Source organism: Planktothricoides sp. SR001, from assembly GCF_001276715.1.
GTDB lineage: Bacteria > Cyanobacteriota > Cyanobacteriia > Cyanobacteriales > Laspinemataceae > Planktothricoides > Planktothricoides raciborskii.
In genome coordinates this window covers 258398-281363 of sequence record NZ_LIUQ01000002.1, presented here as the reverse complement: position 1 = coordinate 281363, position 22966 = coordinate 258398, and the positions used below count along the sequence as shown (strand labels likewise).

Annotated in this window: 17 protein-coding genes; 10 read left to right on the top strand and 7 right to left on the bottom strand. The window is 42.4% G+C overall.

From position 1 onward, the window contains the following. Positions 1-360: 360 nt before the first annotated feature. The 3 genes from galE to yvcK all read left to right on the top strand — a co-directional run bounded on the left by galE (position 361) and on the right by yvcK (position 7617). A complete protein-coding gene (galE, locus tag AM228_RS02415; RefSeq protein WP_054464495.1) occupies positions 361-1584 on the top strand; it encodes a UDP-glucose 4-epimerase GalE in 1224 nt (407 codons plus the stop codon). A 320-nt stretch (positions 1585-1904) separates the two neighbouring features. Beyond that, positions 1905-5666, top strand: a complete 3762-nt coding sequence (locus AM228_RS02410) for a polysaccharide deacetylase family protein (protein ID WP_054464494.1) — start codon at positions 1905-1907, stop codon at positions 5664-5666. Between the two features lie 595 nt (positions 5667-6261). After that, positions 6262-7617 (top strand): gluconeogenesis factor YvcK family protein, encoded by a 1356-nt coding sequence (yvcK, locus tag AM228_RS02400; protein WP_231636554.1) that lies wholly within the window; start codon positions 6262-6264, stop codon positions 7615-7617. 34 nt (positions 7618-7651) lie between these two features. On the opposite strand, the gene AM228_RS02395 is transcribed toward yvcK, so the two are convergent. The 3 genes from AM228_RS02395 to AM228_RS02385 form a co-directional block, all read right to left on the bottom strand. Continuing rightward, on the bottom strand, positions 7652-9199 hold the full coding sequence (locus tag AM228_RS02395; RefSeq protein ID WP_231636552.1) for a hypothetical protein: 1548 nt from the start codon (positions 9197-9199) through the stop codon (positions 7652-7654). Further along, the gene (pelF, locus tag AM228_RS02390; protein WP_054464491.1) at positions 9196-10719 is read right to left on the bottom strand and encodes a GT4 family glycosyltransferase PelF; all 1524 of its coding nucleotides are present in this window, start codon (positions 10717-10719) and stop codon (positions 9196-9198) included. Before pelF ends, AM228_RS02395 begins: the two co-directional genes overlap by 4 nt. Positions 10720-10791: 72 nt before the next feature. Then, complete coding sequence (locus tag AM228_RS02385) at positions 10792-12786, bottom strand: efflux RND transporter periplasmic adaptor subunit (protein ID WP_054464490.1); 1995 nt, start codon at positions 12784-12786, stop codon at positions 10792-10794. A 688-nt stretch (positions 12787-13474) separates the two neighbouring features. Between AM228_RS02385 and AM228_RS02380 the strand changes: the two genes are divergently transcribed. Together AM228_RS02380 and AM228_RS02375 are read left to right on the top strand one after the other, a co-directional pair. After that, positions 13475-13951 carry a hypothetical protein gene (locus AM228_RS02380; protein ID WP_054464489.1) on the top strand — a complete coding sequence of 159 codons (477 nt, stop codon included), beginning with the start codon at positions 13475-13477 and terminating at the stop codon, positions 13949-13951. Between the two features lie 158 nt (positions 13952-14109). Continuing rightward, a complete protein-coding gene (locus AM228_RS02375) occupies positions 14110-15072 on the top strand; it encodes a protochlorophyllide reductase (RefSeq protein ID WP_054464488.1) in 963 nt (320 codons plus the stop codon). Positions 15073-15209: 137 nt separating this feature from the next. Here the strand turns inward: AM228_RS02375 and AM228_RS02370 are convergent, their stop codons facing one another. The 3 genes from AM228_RS02370 to AM228_RS02365 all read right to left on the bottom strand — a co-directional run bounded on the left by AM228_RS02370 (position 15210) and on the right by AM228_RS02365 (position 17660). Beyond that, positions 15210-16958 carry a serine/threonine-protein kinase gene (locus AM228_RS02370; RefSeq protein ID WP_054464487.1) on the bottom strand — a complete coding sequence of 583 codons (1749 nt, stop codon included), beginning with the start codon at positions 16956-16958 and terminating at the stop codon, positions 15210-15212. 211 nt (positions 16959-17169) lie between these two features. Beyond that, positions 17170-17295, bottom strand: coding sequence for a hypothetical protein (locus AM228_RS35925; protein ID WP_255353133.1), 126 nt, complete (start codon positions 17293-17295; stop codon positions 17170-17172). Next, positions 17292-17660: a helix-turn-helix transcriptional regulator gene (locus AM228_RS02365; protein WP_072160617.1), complete on the bottom strand. Its 369-nt coding sequence runs from the start codon at positions 17658-17660 to the stop codon at positions 17292-17294. The genes AM228_RS35925 and AM228_RS02365 overlap by 4 nt, the downstream gene beginning before the upstream one ends. Before the next feature lie 466 nt (positions 17661-18126). Between AM228_RS02365 and AM228_RS02360 the strand changes: the two genes are divergently transcribed. Further along, positions 18127-19473, top strand: coding sequence for a response regulator (locus tag AM228_RS02360; protein WP_054464486.1), 1347 nt, complete (start codon positions 18127-18129; stop codon positions 19471-19473). Positions 19474-19534: 61 nt separating this feature from the next. Further along, positions 19535-20074, top strand: a complete 540-nt coding sequence (locus AM228_RS02355) for a pentapeptide repeat-containing protein (RefSeq protein ID WP_054464485.1) — start codon at positions 19535-19537, stop codon at positions 20072-20074. A gap of 103 nt (positions 20075-20177) precedes the next feature. Here AM228_RS02355 and AM228_RS02350 read toward each other — a convergent pair whose 3' ends face one another. Then, a complete protein-coding gene (locus AM228_RS02350; protein ID WP_054464484.1) occupies positions 20178-20525 on the bottom strand; it encodes a hypothetical protein in 348 nt (115 codons plus the stop codon). A gap of 164 nt (positions 20526-20689) precedes the next feature. On the opposite strand from AM228_RS02350, the gene AM228_RS02345 reads away from it, so the two are divergent. The 3 genes from AM228_RS02345 to AM228_RS02335 all read left to right on the top strand — a co-directional run bounded on the left by AM228_RS02345 (position 20690) and on the right by AM228_RS02335 (position 22699). Further along, positions 20690-21418, top strand: coding sequence for a CAP domain-containing protein (locus tag AM228_RS02345; protein WP_054464483.1), 729 nt, complete (start codon positions 20690-20692; stop codon positions 21416-21418). Positions 21419-21519: 101 nt separating this feature from the next. Continuing rightward, entirely contained in the window at positions 21520-22224 is a 705-nt protein-coding gene (locus AM228_RS02340) for a Mo-dependent nitrogenase C-terminal domain-containing protein (protein ID WP_054464482.1), read from the top strand. Between the two features lie 133 nt (positions 22225-22357). Next, positions 22358-22699 carry an NAD(P)H-quinone oxidoreductase subunit M gene (locus AM228_RS02335; protein ID WP_054464481.1) on the top strand — a complete coding sequence of 114 codons (342 nt, stop codon included), beginning with the start codon at positions 22358-22360 and terminating at the stop codon, positions 22697-22699. The last annotated feature ends 267 nt before the right edge of the window (positions 22700-22966 follow it).

Here is a 22966-nt window from a genome sequence, read left to right as displayed (position 1 = left end):
AATTGATGACACGCCCTAGTATTGATCCGGAAAATGAATTTTTGGGTTGACATGAGGCCAGCGATCGCGCAGAAACCGGGGTTATTAACCAAATCGTTCTCACCCAACCTTCATAGATGATAAAAACCCGGTTTCTTGGATCAGAGCGTGATTATCAAATCTAATTTTTGTCAGGGTCATGCAATTCTATTTTTAGGAAAGTTATTGAGATTATACTTTTCAAAAAGCATGAATATGCATCGGTCAATTCATCAATGTAATCGCGAAGTATGACCGCAGATAATTTATTGATTAAAATATTACATAAAATGCCGAAATGCTTCGCCACTACGAAAGAAAAATTATGACATGGTGACGAATATGAATAAGATAATTTTAGTCACTGGTGGTGCGGGATACATCGGTTCTCATGTGGTTAATGAAATGGGAAAAGCTGGTTATCAGGTATTGGTGTACGATAACCTTTCTACGGGCGCTGCGGCTAGTGTACTCAGTGGCGAATTGGTGGTCGGTGAACTCAACGATCGCGAACTTCTCTGTGCAACTTTTGAACAGCATCAGTTTGATGCGGTGTTGCATTTTGCGGCGAGTATCTCTGTCCCTGAATCGGTCTGTAATCCCCTGGATTATTATGCTAACAATACCCGCAATACTTTGAATTTATTGCAATGCTGTCAAAAATTTGGGGTCAACAAGTTTCTTTTTTCTAGTACCGCTGCGGTGTATGACCCAAACCAAAAAACTTTGCTGACGGAATTATCCCCCACTTTGCCGATTAACCCTTATGGGCGATCGAAGTTAATGAGTGAGCACATGATCCAAGACTATGGTCTGGCATCTAGATTAAATTATGTCATTCTTCGGTATTTTAATGTGGCGGGTGCGGAAATCTCTGGGCAACTAGGTCAGTCTGCTAAAAAAGCGCATCACTTGATTAAAGTTGCTTGTGATGCCGCTTTGGGACGGCGTGATTCTGTATGTATTTTTGGCACAGATTTTCCCACCCATGATGGGACAGGAATTCGGGATTATATCCATGTGCAAGATTTAGCTGCTGCTCATCTTGATGCTTTGGCATATCTAGAAGGGGGTGGGCAAAGCCAAATTTTTAACTGTGGATATGGACAAGGTTACAGCGTTCGTCAAGTTTTAAATAAAGTCAAGGAACTTTCTGGATCGGACTTTACCGTGATCGAACACGATCGCCGGGTTGGGGATCCGGCTGCGGTGGTCGCTTGTTCTGACAAAATTCGTAAAACGATCGGTTGGCGACCCCAGTACAACAATTTGGATATCATTATTTCCACAGCGTTGCAGTGGGAAAAACATTTACAAGAAATTGCCGCACAGGAACAAGCGCTGGCGCAACAGAAATTTAAGCTTGGTAGTCTGATGCTAAACAAAAAGTTGATTTCTCAACAGGATTTAAATAAAGCATTAACTGAACAAGCCAAAATTGGTAAAAAGTTAGGCGAAATTTTGCTGGAAAAAGAGATCATTTCGGCTTCAACCCTAGAATTTTTGCTTAAAGAACAAGCTTGGCGCAAACAAGGACTTTGGCTGAAAATACCCACAGCGGCCTAAAACCCTAGTTGGGTTAACATCATTTCAGGGTAATATAAATTGGATCAACATTGGCTGAAGATTGCTTCAATATATCGCGCAGCATTTACTCTATTGACGAAATCAATAATAACGACATTGATTTACGCATATGGCAATTATGAAAAAGCCATAAATTCAGCCTAAACCAGTAAAAATTAATGCTTGGTTAGCATTTAAGTCAGCATCTAGCCGGACTATTCAAAGACTCTGCTCTGGCAAATATTTACTTATCTAAGGCATTTTTTTTCTATGCTTTGATTAAAAATTAGGTTAATTTATTCAATTTATTGGACGAGATTATGGCTACTTATGGAACGATCAATTTAGATGGCAATTTGAGTGATTGGACACAGAGCGATCGCCTAGATTCTTATCCCGGGAGTGGCGTGAATGGATTTGAAGTCTACGGCAAATATGACAACAATGCTTATCTATTTGCATTGAAAGCTGATAATGTGTCTATTGGTGCCAACACCACCTTTTGGCTAAATACCGATCAAAACGCCAATACAGGTTACTCAATTTTTGGCATTTCCGGACTCGGTGGGGCGGAATATAATGTCAACTTTGGCGCCGATAACCAACCGTATCTTTATAGCGGTGCTGACGGAGGAACTTTAATCAGCGGCCTGTTAAATTATGCCTACGATCCGACGCAAAAAATAGTCGAGTTTGCCGTTGATTCATCCTTGATGAATTCAGTCACCAATCCGGGCAAATTGGATGTATTGCTCGATGTCAATAACGCTTATTTCTTACCCGATGATTATGCCAACAAAAAATACACCATTGGTTTGACAGGGAATACGGTGACAAATTATGGCACGATCGCCTTAGATGGGAATTTGAGTGATTGGAAAGCCAGTGATCGCCTAGATTCTTATCCCAATAATGGAGTATCTGGATTTGAAGTGTACGGCAAGTATGACAACAACGCTTATATATTTGCATTGAAAGCTGATAATGTGTCTATTGGTGCCAACACCACTTTTTGGCTAAATACCGATCAAAACACCAATACAGGCTACTCAATTTTTGGCATTTCTGGAGTCGGAGGGGCGGAATATAATGTGAATTTTGCCGCCGATAACCGACCGTATCTTTATAGCGGTGCTGACGGACAAACTTTAATCAGCGGCCCGTTAAATTATGCCTACGATCCGACGCAAAAAATAGTCGAGTTTGCCGTTGATGCCTCCTTAATTAATCAAGCAAATCCGGCAACGGGATTAGATTTGTTGGTTGATGTGAATAACTCTTATTTCTTACCCGATGATTACGCCAGCAAAAAATACTCAATCAACCTGAATCAGTTGCCGGTGACAACTGACTCGGATCGCAAAATTGGCATTGTATTTTCTCAAACATCTGCCAACAACTATTTTGACCAAAAAGCTTACAGTCAACTGTTCATGGCGATGCAGTATCAAGCCATGCAGTCGGGAATTCCTTTTGATATTCTCACCGAAGACGACTTAACGGATCTAAATAAAATCGTCAATTATGATGCGTTAGTCTTTCCTTCTTTTAGAAATGTCAAGACCTCGCAACTCAGCGCCATTGAAAAAAACCTTGATGACGCAGTTTATAAGTATGGCATCGGCTTAATCACAGCGGGTGATTTCTTAACCAACGATGAAAATAATCAGAGTTTACCGGGCAATGCTTATACGCGGATGCAGCGGTTGCTCAATGTAAGTTACACCGGAAATACTCCGGGAGTCATCCAAAATACACCGACCCAAATTATCGCCAATGATGTCACTCATCCCGTGATGCAAAACTATGCATCTGGTGAAGTGATTCGGAGCTATGATAAGTTATTTGTCAATGAATATGGGGTTTATAATAACCAGTTTAATCAGAACAGTGTTCTAGCCAATCAACAGGTTAACGGACAAAACTATTCAGCAGTTTTGGCGACGCAAACTGGGGGACGCAATGTCCATTTTTCCAGTGAATCTTTGATGGGGGATAATAACCTGGTTTGGGAAGCTTTGCAGTGGGCGGTTTTGGACAAACAACCCGGTGTGAGACTGAATATGAGTCGGGAAGCCAGCATCTTTTTGTCCCGTACCGACATGGATCAGTCAGCTTTTGCGGAAGAAGTTACCGTGGTGGACGATGGGCTTTTAGACATTCTGGAACAATGGAAACAAAACTATAATTTTGTCGGGTCTAATTATATTAATCTGGGCAATAACCCCGACAATGGGGAATATACGGATTGGGAAGTTTCCGGCCCTATTTATCAACAATATCTGGAGTTGGGCAATGAAATTGGCACCCACTCCTACACGCACCCAGATTATACAAATACGTTAACTCCCGCACAATTAGAGTTTGAATTCAATCAATCTAAGTCGATTATTCAGGATAATTTGGGTCAATTGGTGCCTGGTTTTACTCTCACAGGTTCAGCCATTCCCGGAAATCCTGAACCGATTTCTGTTGCCCAAGAGATTAAGCAATATTTGAACTATGTCAGCGGCGGATATTCAGGAGTTGGTGCCGGTTATCCCGGAGCATTTGGCTTCATGTTTCCCGACGATCCAAACTTTGTTTATTTTTCGCCAAACTTGTCGTTTGACTTTACTTGGATTGGATTCCAAAAACTAAATGCCCAGCAAGCAGAAGCTAAATGGGAAGCCGAATATAATGGGATTAAAAATCACGCGGCTGAACCAATTTTCCATTGGCCTTGGCACGATTATGGCCCAACACAAGCGGAACCGGGTTATACCCCGGAGATGTATAGCAATTTCATTGTCCGGGCTGCTCAAAATGGCACTGAATTTGTCACAGGTAGCGAACTGAGCGATCGCATCAAAAGCTTTGAAAAATCTCAGCTAGAAATTAACTATATCGATCCCAATACCATTAACGCTAAAGTCGTGGCCACCGATGTGGGGGCATTTGGTCTGAATGTCGAAGGCAAAATCCAAAGTGTGAATAATTGGTATGCCTACGATCAAGACACCGTGTTTTTGCCAGGAAATGGTGGCGACTATACGATCAATTTAGGCGAAACACCACAGGATGTGACCCGAATTGTTCAGCTACCAATGCGGGCAGAATTGGTTTCTGTTAGTGGCGATGGCACCAATTTACAATATGTGTTCAAGGGTGCGGGGAATGTGGTGATTGATGTGAAAAGCGATCAACCAAATCTGACCGCGATCGCCGAAGGATCTGACAGCAGCACTTTTGACGGGAACTTGCTGACCATGACTTTTGATTCAGAAGGAGAACATACTGCCACCGTCACTTTGGGACCAGATAACTCCGTCATAGAACCCAATCCCATTACCGATCCCACCGTTCCAGAAGATCCCAGCAACACTGTCACCCCGATCGAGGCTACAACTGGCGATGATTCCATCCCCGGCACGATGGCAAATGACCAACTGAATGGTTTAGCGGGGAATGACCAACTGAGTGGTGGGGAAGGAAACGATACCCTGAACGGTGGTGATGGCAATGACACACTCAAAGGTCAAGTCGGAAACGATCTGCTCAATGGGGATGCCGGTGATGACACCCTTCAAGGAGGGCGTGGTCAAGATATCCTGAATGGTGCTGATGGCAATGACCAAATTTTGGGTGGCGCTCAAGACGATCAAATCTTTGGTGGTGTGGGGAATGACAAGATCAATGGTGGTCGTGGCTTAGATACTTTGACGGGTGTTGACCCCAACCAGGCTTTAGGTGTCGGAGAGATTGATACTCTCAGAGGTGGAATGGACAGCGATCGCTTTGTTCTCGGTGATGCGAACGGCGCTTATTACAACGATGGTGATTCTTCTAATCTGGGATTCAGCGATTATGCTCTGCTTCGGGATTTCCTGATTTCCGAGGATACGATCCAACTGTCAGGCAATGCTTCTCAGTATAGTGTCGTCAATGCCCAAACATATTTCCAAGGGAGTTTGCCGGATAGCCTTTTATATAATAGTGCAGCAATTCTCTTCAAAGATCCTTCTGGATCTGATGAGTTGATTGCGATCGTTAAAGAATATACCTCCCTCGATCTGGCTCAGAGTTATTTCAATTTTGTTTAGGTGAGGACTCACGGTTGCTTTCAGTTTTAAGTTTTGGATCTGACGCATTATTTTGCCAAATCCCAGCTTATATTTCTGGATTTATTTCAGGATTTAATTAAAGCGATCGCCGCGATAAGCCCTGATCTAATGCTGATTTGATGTCGTTGATGCCGGGGAAAACCGGGTTTGTATTATCCGAAAACTTGTAGTTAACCTCGGAGAAAACAGCCCGGTTTTTCAGTACCGAAATCTAACATGGTTCTGTCGATGAGTTCTCTGCTAAATTTCCGTTTATAAATTTTTGTAACAAGTGGCCAAATTGGCAACATATTTGATTGAATTTGCAGTTTATTAGATAGAACGGGTAAAACCGATCTGGCTGAAGCCAGTGAACCATTATACTGCCAATCGATCCATAACAAAATAAAATTTGGGGGCAAAACTGACTTTTTGAAACAACAAAAAAATTGTAAAAATAACTGAAACATTTAGGTTATTATTCGCTATAATGCCGCAAATTTTTGTTTCTTTATTAATTCCAAGGAGAGAATAAGTTATGTCACTAGCTATATGTCAAGAATCTTTGAATACTCTGACATTAGAACGTAACAAGATGCCTGAGTTTGAGCAAAGCCGACGTTTTTGGAGACGGGTAAAACCTTGGCTGAAATGGTTTTTCCCTGGATTATTAATTAAACGTTGGTTATTCGTGAGTGCTACCGGCGTATTATTGACGATTTTAGGTCTAGCAATTTTAGCAAACTTAACTCCAGTTCAATACATTTTTCAATTATTAAAATTATTGATTTCTGCTTTAGCCAGCATAATTCCCAGCTATGTGTCGGGAGTGGGTGCGGTGGTTTTTGGGGTAGTTTTAATTGCTTGGGGTCAGAGTCGCAGTTTAGGGTCACTTACGGAAATTTTTGATGTTAAAAGTAATGAGCAATTAGTCAGTCGGCTGATGACTCATCGACGCTTAAATAAAGGCCCAAAAATTGTGGCTCTGGGGGGCGGTACAGGGTTGTCAACTTTGCTCCGAGGACTGAAAGAATATAGCTCTAATATTACCGCAATTGTGACGGTGGCAGATGATGGCGGTTCTTCCGGTCGTTTGCGTCGAGAAATTGGGGTATTACCTCCGGGAGATATTAGAAATTGTGTGGCTGCTTTAGCGGATGATGAGGAAAAGTTACTCAGTGATTTATTTCAATATCGCTTTGAATCCGGTGATGGTTTAAGCGGCCATAGTTTTGGTAATTTATTTTTGACGGCGATGACGAAACTTACCGGGGATTTGGAAAGTGCGATCGCCGCGAGTGCTAAAGTTTTAGCAGTCCGAGGACAGGTGTTACCCGCTACATCCAGTGATGTAAATTTGTGGGCAGAATTGACCGATGGGAGAATTATTGAAGGGGAATCAAATATTCCTCATGCTGGGGGAAAAATTGCCAAAGTTGGCTGTACTCCGGCTAATCCTCCAGCCTTACCTGCTGCCATTAAAGCCATTCACGAAGCGGACTATATTATTCTTGGCCCCGGCAGTCTTTATACCAGTATTATTCCCAATTTATTAGTACCAGAAATTAGGGATGCGATCGCCCAAGCAACGGTTCCTCGCTTTTATGTGTGTAATGTGATGACGCAACCAGGAGAAACCGATGATTACACTGTTGCCGATCATATTCGAGCGATCGATAATGCTTGTGGTGAAGCATTATTTGATGCGGTGGTAGTGAATCGTCAATCTCCAGGAGAACGAGCATTAATTCGGTATGCCCAAGACAATTCTTATCCGGTATTCGTGGATCGAGAAGAGGTGGCAAAACTGGGTCGAAAAATTATTGCCGCTAATATCATCGATCAAAATATCCAAACGGGTTATTTGCGTCACAATAGTCAGCGACTAGCACGGGTTTTAGTGCAAGAATGTTATGAAAATTACCAGGAAAATTTCGGGATGACAGCCTGAGCTAATTCTCCGCTAATTATCAGCTAATTTTCTCCTAATAACCGCCTACATAATAAGCATAATTTAGATGAGCGATCGCCTGAAAAACTTTCTGGCCAGAAAGTAACATAAACATAGCTGCACCTATAATTAACCCAATCACCGCGCAAGCCACGGTAATCGTATGAGCCAAGATATAACCTACGGTAAAATTTAGCACGAGAGATGGGAGTAATGTCTGAAACACTACCCTTCCTTGATTCAGACTAAACAGCAGAATCGCATTCAGTATGGCAATGACCAAAAATAAGTAACCTAAACAGCCTAAGAGAACTTCAAGCGTGGCTTCCATGTCCCAAGTGGCGGGTTTAAACAGGTTAATCGTGATGGTGACAGAAGTCGCAAAAACGATGATAATGGCCGTAACAATTAACCAGTAACGAATAAACAATTTTTTTGCCAGTTTTTGCTGATTTTTTACCGCAACTTGTTTAGCTGCTTGATACCAAAATCTAATAAATATATAGCTAAAATATTCCACAAAAGGCACCATCAACAAAAAATTCAGCAAAGCTAAATCCATCTGTCGTTGATAGAAAGAATCAATCGCAAAAATGATGCCATAAGCGGGATTAATGGCAATTCCTGCCACAATGCGATCGGCAAAAATAAAGCAAAAATAACCAATGCCATAGCAGAAATAAGGCATCAGTAAATAAGTGGTCGCACTGACTTTAGGCAGTTCAACTGGTTCAGGATTATCTTTGGGCAACTTCTGGTGTTTCGTCAACCAAACCACCAGAATCGCCACAATCACTAAGGTGATAAACATGGCTACAATTTGTGCTTCCAAAGACCCCCAGCGAAGTGCCAACCTGAAAACCAAGAAAAGAGCGCTTAAACCCAACAAAATTACCAAAGGACTCCACGGTAATTGAATGGACAAAAAAGCTAACAGCATCCAGAGAATACTCAAAAGTAAATAGTACCAAGTGGATAAAATGAGATACTCATCAGCAACTAAACCCCGATATAATCCAAAAAATAAGCCAATTAAACTCAAAATAATCGTCGTCGTCATTCCTAAATACAGCAGAAGCAAACAAACTCGTTGTGCTTGTAAAGGTTCATTTATTTGGGTATAAAATTCACCCCGACGACTAATGATTTGCACAAATCCACCGCTGGTACATAAGCTGGTAATCGTCGATAGGGTAATCAGGGAAGCTAGTTGAGCGGGCAAAATACTTGTTTCACTTTTAATGTGAAAATATTCTAATAATACAATCAAAACCAATGGCAATGTATAAACAAAACTCCGGGAAAATTGCTGGAGAAATAGCCGGAAATCTTCTAAAGTGGTGCGCCAATTTCTGACTGGGGGCGCGATCGCTTTTTGTCCTTTTTCTCTCTGTTGGTGATCGTAAATATATTTGCCAACGGACAAAGCATCAGGAAAACCAAATTCTTTTTGAATGATGCGGTCAGTATAGCCCAGGGATTCAATAATTGCTGTCGCTTGCCAAAAGTCAGCAAGTTGGGGACTAACTGCGGTGACTTCATTCATTAATTCGCTCAGTTTTTGCTCGGTTGAATCCATCATCCCACCTTAGACATTCTGGGTAATTTTATAGATAATTTTCGATTAATTTTAGCGTGAGACATTAGTTTGTTATAGCTGTCTAAATGTTCATCTAAAAATTTTTGTTGAGTAAATAAACTTAAAGCGCGATCGTAGGCTCTTTTACCAAATGCTCGTCGTTCTTCTGGGGGTAATTCGAGCAATTTTAAAATAGCGGCGGCTAACTCTTCGGGACGCTTTGCTTGTACCATTAATCCGGTATCGCCCAAAGCTTCATTCACCCCGCCGACATCGGTAGAAACAATGGTGGCTGCTGACAACATCGCCTCAATTAAAGCATAAGGAAATCCTTCAGAAATACTGGCCATTGCCACGACATCAGCTTCACTATAAGCTCGCCACGGTTGACTGGTAAATCCGGCAAAGTTAATCGTATTTTCTATACCATGTTTTTTAATTACTTCTAAACATTCTTGATAATATTTTTCATCGGAAGGCTTACCATAAAACCGAAATTCTACATTAGGAATTTTTTTCTGCACGATTACGGCAGCCCTAATTAAATCGATTTGACCTTTGAGGGGAAAAATTAACCCCATATTCATCACTTGCAGTCGTTCTTTTTCCGCCGGAGGAGTGGGATGAAATTTTTTCGGGTCAGCCCCGTTGTAAATAACTCTAATTTTTTCATCGGGAATACCCCACCACTTTTCCCAGCGAGCATTATATTCACAAACCGGAGAAATTTGATCTGCAAAATGATAGTTGAGTTTCACCACTGCACCGATTAAACGATACAAAAATTGCCGGACAAATAATGAAGGAATACTGCAATTTAAGTTGAGATATTGTTCCCGAATAATGATGCCATGTTCCGTCAGCAGATAGGGAGTGCCTCGCTGAAGTTTGGCAATCACACAAGGTAAGCCACAAAATGCCGCTGCTGATGCATGAGTAATATCTACATGGGGAACGGGAATTTGAATAGAAATAAAAAAACGATAGAATAATCGCATGGCTTCGGTTAATTCTGCCAAGGTCAAGTTGCTAAAGTCATATTGCTGTTGCCAGTCATCCGTAGCAATTTTTTCAAATACTTCCCAGGTTTGCTCAGAAATCATGGTTTTGTGGTAGTCATACTCTAAAAAATATTCATGCATTTTTAGGAGTAAGTTACCCAATCGATCCATCGGGGCTTCCGTCAAAAATATTCCGGTTAAGAATTCTTCAAACAGCGGGATAAATTTGCGGGCGATCGCCTGGTTGGTTGTTTTGAATTTGCTTTGTAAGACTCTAGAAAAGGGAGACCGCCAAGAGTATTCGCTCGGATCGTCGGTCCCCCACAAAGGAACTTTGATCAGTTCAGTCACGTTTGGGGCTAATTGATAGCGATTTGGCAAATACGGATGAGCCACAATGGAAAAAATTTTAAAATCTACCTCTGGGAGTTCACTCGTTAGTAGATGACACCAGGTACTCACCCCACCTTTTTGAAAAGGATAGGTGCCTTCAGTGGTTAACAACACAGAGAGTTTTTGCATGAGAATTAAAGACAGCGTAGATTTTTTATTTTATCAATTATACAAAATTTTGGCATTTAATGCTCTCTAAAATTATGGCTGACTCATGGAAATATTGGCTGAGGTTTCCGGGACTAACTGCACGATCGCTACTTGCCCCAAAAGTAAAGAATTTTGGTAATTTTCAAATTCAACGGCGATCGCATGATTGAGATTTTCCGAAGGCAAAGGATTGATCGTAAAAACTTTACCCTTAAATTCTTTAGCCCCTGGCCCCATGCCGACTTTTACCAAAGCGGGTTGACCGGGTTGAAAAGCATTTACCAGTCGAGCATTCACCGCAATTTCCACCGTGAGTTGCTGTAGATTTGCTAATTTAATCAAAGGATTGCCACTAAATAGTTGATCGCCAATTGTCACGGGGATTTCCGTGACCACTCCACTGGTGGTTGCTTTGACAGTTTCCATAATTTCAATTTCCGGAAATTCAATCTCTGGAATTTGCCAAGTTAGAGGCAAAATTTTTGGCAAATTTCCCAGTTGTTCTTGAATCATTGCTTGTTTTTCTGTCAGTTGTGCTGACTGCAAACGAGTTTCTTCTAACTCAGCATTCATTTCCCGGAGTGTTTGTTCTTGTTCGGTGATAATTTTTTGATGCTCTAGTTGCAATTTTTCTCGTTGCGCTTGCTCGCTCTCTGCGTTGGCAGCGATCGCCTGACTAGCAGTTTCCAGATCCGCTTTGGCTACTTGTAAATCGGTGAATACTTGTTCTAAGTTATCTTGAGAAATTGCTCCTTCTTTATACAGTTCATTAAAGCGATTATATTGAGATAAAGCGCGATCGTAAATTGCTTGCGATCGCGCCACAGAATCTTGCCGTTGACGCAAGGGAACTTGTTGCGATCGCTGTTCGGCAATAAATGCTCGTTCTTCCGCTGCCGCAAGTTCTTGATTCAAAGACAAAGTTTGCTCTTTAAACCGGGCAATTTTTGCTTCTAACTCAGAAATTTTTTGCTCAACGGTAATCTGTTCTTGTTCCAGGTTCATCTGCTGTTGTCGCAGAGACATTTCCTGTTGTCTTCGCGACATTTCTTGTTGAGTTCGTGCCATTTCCTGTTGTTCTTTGGCGATTTGCTGTTGCTGTTCGATCGCTTTTCGTTGTTGTTCAACTTGTTCCCGGGACTTTTCGGCTTCTAAATTTTTCAGTACCAGTAACGGTTGACCCAATTCAACCCGATCGCCCACCTTAACATAAATTTCTTCCACCACTGAACCAGAAGTTGCTGTCATTTTATACTGGTTAGCGGGCTGAATTTTTCCCGTAAATTTTGTCTCCGTAATAATTTTCAACTGTTCAGAAAAGTTTAACTGGGGCAACGGCTGTCTCATCCGGTCTCTGACCAGATAAATTACCCCCGTAATCCCCACTGTAAACACCAGTAAAGTGAATACCGATCGCCAATTCATTCCTACCGATGCTTTGGGGGAAATTATGCCACCATGTTTTGCCGATTTATCGGGAAACTTAATCACCGGATTCACCGGAAAATTTCGGTTGGGTGAATTCACCTCTGCCACCGAATTTAAGGTAGGAGAATTTTTTAGAGTTGATCCCAAATGTTTTAATGGCTTATTTTCTCGATGATTCACCACCATTTCTGGAAGCATTTCCGGAATCATCTGTTTCAACAACCCAGAGGCAATTTGAGGAGAACCCCGGTCAACCAAGTTAATTTCTTTGATCAGTTCTTCTGCCGGAGCTTGTTTCCACAAATATCCTTTGACTCCAATCCCAATTAATTGACCTAAAGACTCATAACTATCGTCTCCGGTGACAATAATGATTTTTTTTTGGTTGAATGTCTGATTGATCAGCTTAACGATTCGGGAAACATCATTGACTTTGCCCTTTGCTAAATCAATCATCACAATGTCAGGATTTCTTAACTTAATCTCCTTCATCAGATGGTTCAGGTCTGGAGAAAATTTTTTGAGCGCGACTTCCCAATTATGTTGCAATTTTAAAGTTTTTTGTAAAGTCAGGTAGAAGGGTTCATCCACTTGCTCGACTAAACAGACAATAATCATAACTCCTTCCTCTCACGTTTGAAGTTATTTGATTTTTTTTCATCAAAGAATTTAGCGGCCAGCCATCAGCCCTACAAGCATCCAGGAATTTTTGACCTCAGATAGGTCAGGATCTCCAGGGTGATAATTTAGCCTGATCGCAGAAAGCTAGGCTTGACTTTTTCAAGCTGGTTTTCTATTAGGATTTAGGCAAGTACCCTGGCTCGATCCGAGATTTATGCCCAAGCGGATCTTTAAGCGCCGATCGATTGAATTTTTAAGTTTTGTGTTAAGTTTTGTGTATTGAATAAACTACTGAATTATGCCAATTATGGTTAATCTCGGCCTAGGAAATTTTGGCTTCTACAAATTTAGCTTATTTTTCGGTATTTGTCAACTCATATTATCATTTATTTCACCGGATTTAATTGTTAAAAACAGACCGATAAGCCAACCGTCAGTTTTTCCAATGAATTGGGGGTTTAGCGGACAATTTTATCAAACAAACGGTTTATAAAACTCCAGGCTGTAGGCAAAGCCGTGTAAAGCTGCCCCAAAAAAAACGATACTTTTGGAGTGGCACTTCTTGGCGTAAATGCTAAAATAAAAATAAAGATTTTTCCCTCTTAGGGGTTCACAGTTCACCGTTCACCGTTGTCTGTTTCCTTAACTTGTTTGGTTAATTCACCCGCTTATCAACTCGATCGCTATGATACCTCTAGAAAAATTCACGATTCACAGTTCCCGAAATCCCGATCGCGTCCGAGAAACATTATTAGAAGTGGTAGACCCTCGGCAAATTTTGCCCTGGGACGCCAAAAATTCCGCTAAACCATATCAAGGAGAAATTGGCGATCGCGCTTTCCAGATCAGCCGCATCATCAGTTATCGCAACTCTTTTTTACCCCTAATTAATGGCAGAATCACCCCAGAAGGAACGGGCAGCAAAATTGAAATCTCCATGATCCTAGACCCTTTGGTATTTATCTTTATGTTGGTTTGGCTGGGCATGGTTGGCAACATGGGCATCTTATTTTTACTCGCTACCCTGGGTGAGGGAAATTTTGAACCGGCGGCATTGATTCCTTTGGGGATGTTTTTATTTGGTTTTTTATTAGTATTTGTGGGCTTTAAACCGGAAGCAGCCAAAGCCAAAAAATTTCTCCGAGAACTCTTAGAAAATTAATTTACTTGTCACCTGTTATTCGTTATTTTCATAAAAAATAACAAGTAACAAATAACAAGTAACAGAACAAAGTTTACTTTTTGTAATAATTTGGGTACTCAACCCCGATGTAAAATCAGAATAATAGTCAACAAAGGTCAACTGAGTCGGAATTGCAAATGTCACAAGATCAAAAGTCAACAGTGATCGTCACGGGGGCCTCGTCCGGGGTGGGTTTATATGCGGCGAAAGCACTCGCCAAACGGGGATGGTATGTGATCATGGCTTGTCGGAATCTTGAAAAGGCAGAAAAAGCCGCCCAAGAGGTGGGAATTCCCAAGGACAGCTACAAGATTTTACATATTGATCTAGGTTCCTTGGATAGTGTCCGACGGTTTATCAATGATTTTCGCGCTACTGGGCGATCGCTCGAAGCGTTGGTTTGCAATGCGGCCATCTATATGCCGTTAATCAAAGAACCATTACGCAGTCCAGAGGGATATGAGCTCAGTATGGCCACCAATCACCTCGGACATTTTCTGCTGTGCAGCGTGATGTTGGAGGATATGAAGCGATCACCTGCCGCAGACAAGCGGATGATCCTATTAGGCACCGTCACCCATAACCCCGATGAACTCGGCGGTAAAATTCCCCCACGGCCTGATTTAGGCAATCTGGAAGGATTTGCCCTCGGATTCAAAGAACCTGTTTCCATGATTGATGGCAAAAAATTTGAACCTGTCAAAGCCTATAAAGACAGCAAAGTGTGCAACGTGCTAACCATGCGCGAACTACATCACCGCTATCACGAATCAACCGGGATTACTTTTAGTTCTCTTTATCCGGGATGTGTTGCCGACACCCCATTATTCCGCAACCACTATCCTCTATTTCAGAAAATTTTCCCCTTATTCCAAAAATACATCACTGGCGGGTATGTGTCTCAGGACTTAGCTGGTGAACGGGTCGCCGCCGTGGTCGTCGATCCGGAATATAAGCAATCCGGCGCTTATTGGAGTTGGGGCAACCGCCAGAAAAAGGGTCGCAAATCCTTTGTCCAAAAGGTTTCTCCCCAAGCTCGTGATGACGAAAAAGCCGAACGTCTCTGGGACTTGAGTGCGAAGTTAGTCGGACTGGCATAGCACCAACCAAACAATTGATAATTGATAATTGATAATTGATAATTGATAATTGATAAAATATTTATTAATTGTTAATTATTAATTATCAATTATTTTTCCCCACATCCCAAACCCCACACCGATGGCAGCCCCACACCCTAATTACATTGCCAAATTTTAATAGTTTTATCTCGACCTCCAGTGGCAATAGTCGCCCCATTCGGGCTAATGGCGATCGCACTGACCCAGCTAGGATTTCCTCGGAGCATTCCTAACTCTTCACCATCGGCAAGCCGCCAGATTTTCAGCATCTCATCTTTACTACCACAAGCGATCGCCTGTCCATCCACCGTAAAGGCGATCGCAAACACCAACCCCAGAAAAAAAGTCGTCCCGGAAATAAGCTGTCCATCTTTTAGCCGCCACAACTTAATCACATTATCTGATGCACTATGACTGGCTAAAATTTTGCCATCGGGGGTAAACGCCAGAGAAGTCAAAGCATGATAATGAGCGGGCAAAGTCCGCAACTCCTGACCATCGCGCACCCACCACAACTTAATCGTGCCATCACTGCCCCCACTTGCCAACATTTGCCCATCGGGACTAAACGCCAAAGCCTCCACCGTTCCCGGATGACCTCGCAGAGTGGTTAATTCTCGTTCCTCATTTAAATGCCAAAGCTTAATATTCCGATTAATGCCACTGGCAAGAGTTTGACCATCAGAACTCAAAGCCACCGCTGTCACTGAATTAAACAACCGATAAAACCAACGCCGACCCCCAAGGGTAGTCACTTCCACACCATCTCGCAGATGCCAAAGCTTAATACTGCCATCACTGCTGCCACTGGTGAGCAACTGTCCGTCGGGACTAAACGCCACCGAATTGACACTATCCCCATGACCTGTAAACGTATAGATACATTTCCACGCCCCCTCAGTGACTTCCCCCCCCTGAATTCCCCCTCGGAATGCCCCCCCAGGAGGCTGAGTCACCATCACAGGATTTGCCGGTCGAGGAATTCCCGTCCCTGGATTTAACTGTTGCAACACCTCAGCCGCCGAATAAAAGCGCTTTTTTGTCGTCGTAGCGCTCATTTTATCCAAAATCCGGGCTAAATCAAAACTAATTGGATTTTGGGCTAAATATTCTCGCCATGCCCAACCTTCTTCTGACGGTTCAAACAGTTCAAACGGCGAAACATTCGTCACCAAATGAATACAAGTCACACCCAAACTATATAAATCGCTGGCAAAAACTGCTCGACCCATTGCTTGTTCTGGGGCGACATATTCCGGAGAACCAATGGTGGTTCCAGTAGTCATCAAAGTGGTTTCTTTGGTCAACTTAGCGGCGCCAAAATCTACCAGAACCAATCGTCCATCACTCTGCCGAATAATATTCGTGGGCTTAATATCCCGGTGAATAATTTTATTAGTATGGATAAAATCCAGCACCGGCAACAATTGAGTCAGTAAATCCCGGATTTGAAGTTCTGTAAATGCTCCGTTAGTAGCTAAGATTTCTGCCAAGTTTTGCCCTTCAATTAGTTCTTGCACCAAATATTGCTGGTTATCTTGGATAAAATAGGCTAACAATTCGGGAATTTGAGGATGTTTCCCTAATTGTTCTAACCGTTCTGCTTCTTGGGCGAACAATTTGGCCGCTTTTTGTAAATTAGAAGTGCCTTGGGCTTGGGGATAAAATTGTTTAATAATGCAGCGAGATTTAGAGGGTTTATCTTCATCTACCGCTAAAAAGGTTTTGCCAAATCCCCCTTGTGCGATCGCCGAAATCGCCCGATAACGATCTCTGAGCAGCAACTTAGATCCGCAACTAGAGCAAAACTTATGGGTCAGAGGATTTTCAGGCTTACGGCAATTGGGGTTTAGACAATAACTCATAACAGCAACAATTCAGCAGATTAAAGCAGATTAAATATATCCTAGATATCCTAGGGCTTCTGCTGCATATCGGCAGGTTTAGCAAAATTTTACTTTAATTATATTGGTATATTGGTCATTGGTCGGCAGGCTATTGGTCGGCAGGCTATTGGTCGGCAGGTTATGGATCTGAAATCCGGTTAGGTCTGGGGTGGGTAGGGGTCAACGGACGTTAACCCCTACAAATTAAAGCGGATTTAGTATGCGCGATCGCCCCAAACAACAACCGGCTTTCCAGCAAGGGAAATGTGGCAAATAACCGATAACAAATAACAAACAACAAACAAACAACAGTCATTCAGAACATTGACGACCGGGAAGAATCGGACTAAAGCGGTGATATTCTGCGAGATACTGCTCTAACTCCACGAACTGAGATAAATTTAGACTGTAGTAAATCCATCGGCCTTCCTGTCGTCCGCGAATCAACCCAGCGTCTTTGAGGGTTTTCAGGTGGAAAGAAAGCTTTGATTGATTAACAGCAAGCTGGTCGCATAGTTCGCAGACACATAACTCTTGCCGGCGCAATAATTCCAGCACTTGAATCCGTAGGGGATCGGAAAGAGCATGAAAACCAGCGGCGATTCCCCGATGTGGCTCTTCGCTTACCGACTCTGATATTGCATCTGTTGCATCTGATGTTGCAGAGGAAGTCTTTAGCATGAATTTTTCGCCAGATTCTTATGTTTCATTCACTATCCTAACTAAGAGTTTTGGCCTTGCTGTAAGTGCGATGAATTCTTAACCCTCAAAGGGGATCCAATAGGGGAGAATAGGCTGGGGGCGGTAAGTGAAGCCCGTAGCCGTTGGGAATCGGTGTGGAATGGTTCGATCTGGATTCGATCATTCTAGAGGACAAAAATCACACCAGCCGATTACAATTGAAATAGACCATCCTTGATTGATGTACAATTTCATCAAGATTTCCCTTAGATGCGATGAATGACTTATCGATTGTCGATTTTTGAGCGATCGCTGAGAAAAATTCTTATATTTTTCTGATATTTGTATAAAATTTACTGAAGATTAGTGCTGAAACAATTTTTAATTGTTGTACCCGATAAACTTGTATAAAATACTGTTTTCAAACCCAACTATCCTTTACCCCAACCGAAGGGAGAAATTAAAGATGGAGACCCCGATTCAAGATATTATCTTCATCGTCGATGATAGCAAAACCAATCTTGAATATCTTTTGACCTTTTTAAACCGTGGCTTTTCTGTATTTGCCTTTCAATCAGGAGAAGAATTGATTTCACAAGTCAAACACCGATTGCCCAACATCATATTGTTAGATGTGGTGATGTCAGGAATTGATGGATTTGAAACCTGTCAGATATTAAAAAAAAATCAGGATACTAAAGATATTCCGGTGATTTTTATGACCGGACTTTCTGACCCAATTGATAAAATTAAAGGACTATCCTTGGGAGCCGTAGACTATATTACTAAGCCAATTCAACCGGAAGAGGTTTTAGCTCGGATCAATGTTCATTTACGGTTGCAAAAAGAAATTATCCACCGCACTCAAGCCCAAGCGTCTTTAGAAAAACTCACCGCCGAATTAGAAAAGCGCGTTGAACAAAGAACCGCAGAACTGACCGATTCTTTGACTAAACTGTCTAATGCAAAATTACAGTTAATTCAAAGTGAAAAAATGTCAAGCCTGGGAGAATTAGTGGCGGGGGTAGCCCATGAAATTAATAATCCTCTCAATTTTATTACCGGCAATATGGCACTTTTAGAGGAATATTTCACCGAGATAACTGAACATTTAAAGCTTTATCAAGAAAAGTTTACCGATCCGGGTTATGAAATTATTGAAAATGCTGAAAAAATTGAATTAAACTATATGCTCGAAGACTTACCGAATATGATCGCTTCTATGAAATTAGGACTGGATAGAATTCGAGAAATTAGTCTGTCTTTGCGAAATTTTGCTCGGGCAGATCACTCTAAGAAAGTACCGATTAATATTCACGAGTGTATTGATAGTACCCTGATGATTTTACAGCATCGACTTAAGGCAAATTCCGAACGTCCAGAAATTAAAGTGATTAAAGATTATGGCAAGTTGCCCCTGGTTTCCTGTTATCCAGGGCCAATGAATCAGGTGTTTATGAATTTATTTGCCAATGCGATCGATGCTTTTGATGAGCAAGTCCGCTTTCCTCAATCTTTTTATTTAGCTAAAAGTTATCATAGCGCTCATATTGACCTGACAATTACCATTACTACTTGTGAAATTCCTGACTATGGCATTTCGATTAAAATTGCCGATAATGGACCGGGAATTCCCGATGAGTTGCGGGCGAAAATTTTTGATCCTTTTATTACCAGCAAGTCAAGAGGGGAAGGAACTGGACTCGGATTATCGATTAGTCGGTCGATTATTGTTGAGAAACACGGGGGTTTGTTAGAGTGCTATTCAAAGGTAAATGAAGGCACAGAATTTACTATTGAACTTCCTAAGTAACTCTCATAATTAATTCTGGGAAATAATCTGAAATGATGGGAAAACATGAGTTGAGGCAAGGATGAAAAAAACTATTTTGTTCATGGCGGTATTTCTCAGTTTAGTCTGGTTTACCGGACGAGTTTATTCTCAAGAACGCCCTGATGTTCAACGGTTGCTGAGTACGAATAAATGTCCCGGATGTGATTTGAGAGGGGCTAATTTAAGTAGAGCCAAATTAGCGGGGGCTGATTTACGCAATGCGAATTTGAGTGACAGTAATTTAGGGGGGGCTGATTTAACTAATGCGAATTTGACTAAGGCAAATTTACAAGGGTCTTATCTGGGAAAGGTGACGTTAAATCGGGCGAATTTAACTGAAGCAAATTTAAGGGAAGTTAATTTGTTTGAAGCGGATTTAAGCAGTGGTAATTTTACCAAAGCTAATTTGAGTCAATCTAATCTGAATCGATCTAATTTGAATGGGGGAATTTTTACAGAAACTGATTTAAGAAATAGTTTTTTACTTGAGGCAAATTTGGGGCAAGCTAATTTAAGTAGTAGTAATTTATGTGGGGCGTTTTTACCTAATGGGCGGCGATCTCTTCAAGGGTGTCCCTGACGGTGAGCGATCGGCCTTTATGCTATTAGCACGAAGCGCGATCGGATTAACTTAACCCTGACCGCAGATCGCTGATTGCCGATCGCTGACCGCTTAGTTGAGCTTACGTTTGCCAAACCCCAGAAAAAAGACTTTGTACCGCCAAAGAAATGCGATATAAATCTTCTTTTAATAAGGGAGGCCAGTCAACTTGAGATTTTCGTCCGGCTTCAAACAGGCGTTGACTTTCCATTGTTAGCACATAGACGGCTAAGGCTAACTCCCGCTGGATGGTTTTTGCGTCGTGCAAAGCTTCAAAGACAATTTTTAAGGCTAACAAAATGGCGGTGACTTGACCGGGGATTGGGGGTTTTCCTTGTTGTAAGCGTCTGAGAAAGTCATCTTCACTTTCAGGTTTGAAAAGGGCATTGCCCTGGGTGATTAATAGCTGATAAGCAGTTTCGTAGTCCATTGATGATTTCGCATTCCATGAAGACTATCAGCATGATAAACAAAAATTTATCTTCTTGGGGCGCGATCGCCGATTCAGAAAAATTTTCTGGGTGCGATCGCCCATTATGAGCGCCAATTGAGATATAAAAAAGCAGAATACATTATACATGTTGAGGGCAATTTATGCTGCCAACCAAATTTTTGACGATCGGGTCAGCCAGTATTCTCGTGATGGCCGTGGTGAACTTACTCGGTCAGGTTTCTGGGGAGCGAACGCTCACCGTAGAAGCCAGTATTCAGCCTGCGAGAGAAACGATTACTGCACCGATGAAACTAGCCCAATCAAGTAACACTAACTTTTCCGCGTTGGAACAAGCGATTATTCAAGAAACCAACGCAGCGCGGACGAATCCTACCGCTTATGCGGCAAAGCTGGAAAAGCAGACTAAATATTTTGAGGGTGGCATACTGAAAATCCCCGGACAAACTCCCCTGATGACCCAGGAAGGGGTAAGTGCAGTCAATGAGGCGATTCAGTTTCTCAAATCCGCTAGTCCCATGTCTGCCCTGACTGCTTCGAGTGGAATGTCCAAAGCCGCAGCGGATCATGTGCAAGATCAAGGCCCTGGGGGTAACTTGGGTCATACGGGGACCGACGGCAGTCAGCCGTGGGATCGGCTGGAGCGTTATGGGGAATGGCAAAAGACGGTGGGGGAAAATATTAGCTATGGCCCAAATACTGGAGAAGATGTGGTGATCAGCTTGATTGTTGATGATGGCGTTACCGATCGCGGTCATCGCACGAATATTTTTAACTCAGATTTTCGGGTTACAGGGGTGGCTTGTGGTGAGCATCGCGAATATCGCGTTATGTGCGTGATTACCTATGCCGGTGGATATGAGGAAAAATAACCGGGCAAAGGTAGCAGCACTGGGAACCCTCCAGTGCTGAATTCCTGAGTTAAAATGCTCATAGAAGCATTCTGAGATATTCCGCCATAGGAAGGAAGTGAATGACTAAAGCTGTCAAATGTAATACCTTAACCGACGATCAGATTTCTACCTGGTTGCGTGGCTTATTGTCCATTGCTTGGGCTGATGGTCACTTTGATCGGGAGGAAAAAGATTTAATCCACGAACTGACTCAAACCGAGTTAGCCCTAAAAATTGATTTAGAATCTTTTGAACCGATTTCCACCTCAGAGTTAGGTGAGTTTTTGGGCAAAGATCCGGCGATCGCGGAAAATTTCCTGAGAACAGCGGTGATGGTCGCCTTAGCCGATGGGATTTATTCTCCCTCGGAAGATCAACTGCTCCAAGAACTGTGTGTCGCTTTGGGGGTCAACGTGGATGCCCTGGAGTCTCTGCGACATACCATAGAAGATCGGCAAACCATGACTCAGGAAACTCCGGTGGATCTCGCCACCAGTGGCCACAGTTTGAAACCACCACACCCAGGAGTGGATGTTTTGGCGCCAGTGCGTGACTGGATGGATGGACTGGAAATCCACGATCCGCGTCTGGCGAAGTTCTTGTGCAAAATGATTCCGCCCCAATGTCCCTTTGAAAGAGACATTAAACTCTTTGGCCACAAAATTGTCCATATTCCCCCAATGTGCAAGCTGAATCCTTTGTATGAACAGTTGGTGGGATTGCGTTTTCGCTCTCTGAGTTATTTAGCGGATGATTGCGGTGAAGATATCACTCCTTATATTTAGGATGTTTAGGATGTTTAGGATGTTTAGGATGTTTAGGATGTTTAGGATGTTAATCCAAGATGGGAGTTAAAGCTGAGACTGATGTTGTAACAACGCTTTACAATACTCAAGTATCCTTAATCTAACCATTGTTATGCTGTTGAAGTCCACAACTCGTCACGTTCATATTTTTGCCGGTGTTGTTCAAGGAGACGAAATGGTTCCCAGCGAAGACACCTTAACTCTGGATATCGATCCAGATAATGAATTAAACTGGAACGATCAAGTCTTAGCCGATGTACACCAAAAATTTGATGAATTAGTCCAAGCTTCTGCCGGTGAGGAACTGACCGAATATAACTTGCGGCGCATTGGTTCTGATTTGGAACATTATGTGCGATCGCTCCTGCAACAGGGGAAGATTAGCTATAACCTCAACAGTCGGGCGGTCAATTACAGCATGGGACTGCCTCAAGTCCTTTTGTCCGATCGCTAATCCGATCAGTGCGAACCCTTGAAACCGGGTGGCTGCCATGATATCAGCCGAAACTGCCGCAAGGCACAAAACCCGGTTTCTGTACCCGGTTCTCTATCCCTCAGATTTTTCTCCGGGCGGTTGTTACCGGAGAGTCGTCAGCCCATCGGCGCAATCTATGTTTCCTGGGGCTGACCCATACCCGAATAACCGTGAACCATCAAGCAGGCGAAAAATAAGCTATTTTAAACTCATAAGCTTATAAGCCGAGCCTATTCCCCCTAGACC

Coding starts and splice junctions, on each gene's coding strand:
- galE (WP_054464495.1), top strand. CDS start 361: ATGAATAAGATAATTTTAGTCACTGGTGGTGCGGGATACATCGGTTCT.
- AM228_RS02410 (WP_054464494.1), top strand. CDS start 1,905: ATGGCTACTTATGGAACGATCAATTTAGATGGCAATTTGAGTGATTGG.
- yvcK (WP_231636554.1), top strand. CDS start 6,262: ATGCCTGAGTTTGAGCAAAGCCGACGTTTTTGGAGACGGGTAAAACCT.
- AM228_RS02395 (WP_231636552.1), bottom strand. CDS start 9,199: ATGATGGATTCAACCGAGCAAAAACTGAGCGAATTAATGAATGAAGTC.
- pelF (WP_054464491.1), bottom strand. CDS start 10,719: ATGCAAAAACTCTCTGTGTTGTTAACCACTGAAGGCACCTATCCTTTT.
- AM228_RS02385 (WP_054464490.1), bottom strand. CDS start 12,786: ATGATTATTGTCTGTTTAGTCGAGCAAGTGGATGAACCCTTCTACCTG.
- AM228_RS02380 (WP_054464489.1), top strand. CDS start 13,475: ATGATACCTCTAGAAAAATTCACGATTCACAGTTCCCGAAATCCCGAT.
- AM228_RS02375 (WP_054464488.1), top strand. CDS start 14,110: ATGTCACAAGATCAAAAGTCAACAGTGATCGTCACGGGGGCCTCGTCC.
- AM228_RS02370 (WP_054464487.1), bottom strand. CDS start 16,958: ATGAGTTATTGTCTAAACCCCAATTGCCGTAAGCCTGAAAATCCTCTG.
- AM228_RS35925 (WP_255353133.1), bottom strand. CDS start 17,295: ATGACTGTTGTTTGTTTGTTGTTTGTTATTTGTTATCGGTTATTTGCC.
- AM228_RS02365 (WP_072160617.1), bottom strand. CDS start 17,660: ATGCTAAAGACTTCCTCTGCAACATCAGATGCAACAGATGCAATATCA.
- AM228_RS02360 (WP_054464486.1), top strand. CDS start 18,127: ATGGAGACCCCGATTCAAGATATTATCTTCATCGTCGATGATAGCAAA.
- AM228_RS02355 (WP_054464485.1), top strand. CDS start 19,535: ATGAAAAAAACTATTTTGTTCATGGCGGTATTTCTCAGTTTAGTCTGG.
- AM228_RS02350 (WP_054464484.1), bottom strand. CDS start 20,525: ATGGACTACGAAACTGCTTATCAGCTATTAATCACCCAGGGCAATGCC.
- AM228_RS02345 (WP_054464483.1), top strand. CDS start 20,690: ATGCTGCCAACCAAATTTTTGACGATCGGGTCAGCCAGTATTCTCGTG.
- AM228_RS02340 (WP_054464482.1), top strand. CDS start 21,520: ATGACTAAAGCTGTCAAATGTAATACCTTAACCGACGATCAGATTTCT.
- AM228_RS02335 (WP_054464481.1), top strand. CDS start 22,358: ATGCTGTTGAAGTCCACAACTCGTCACGTTCATATTTTTGCCGGTGTT.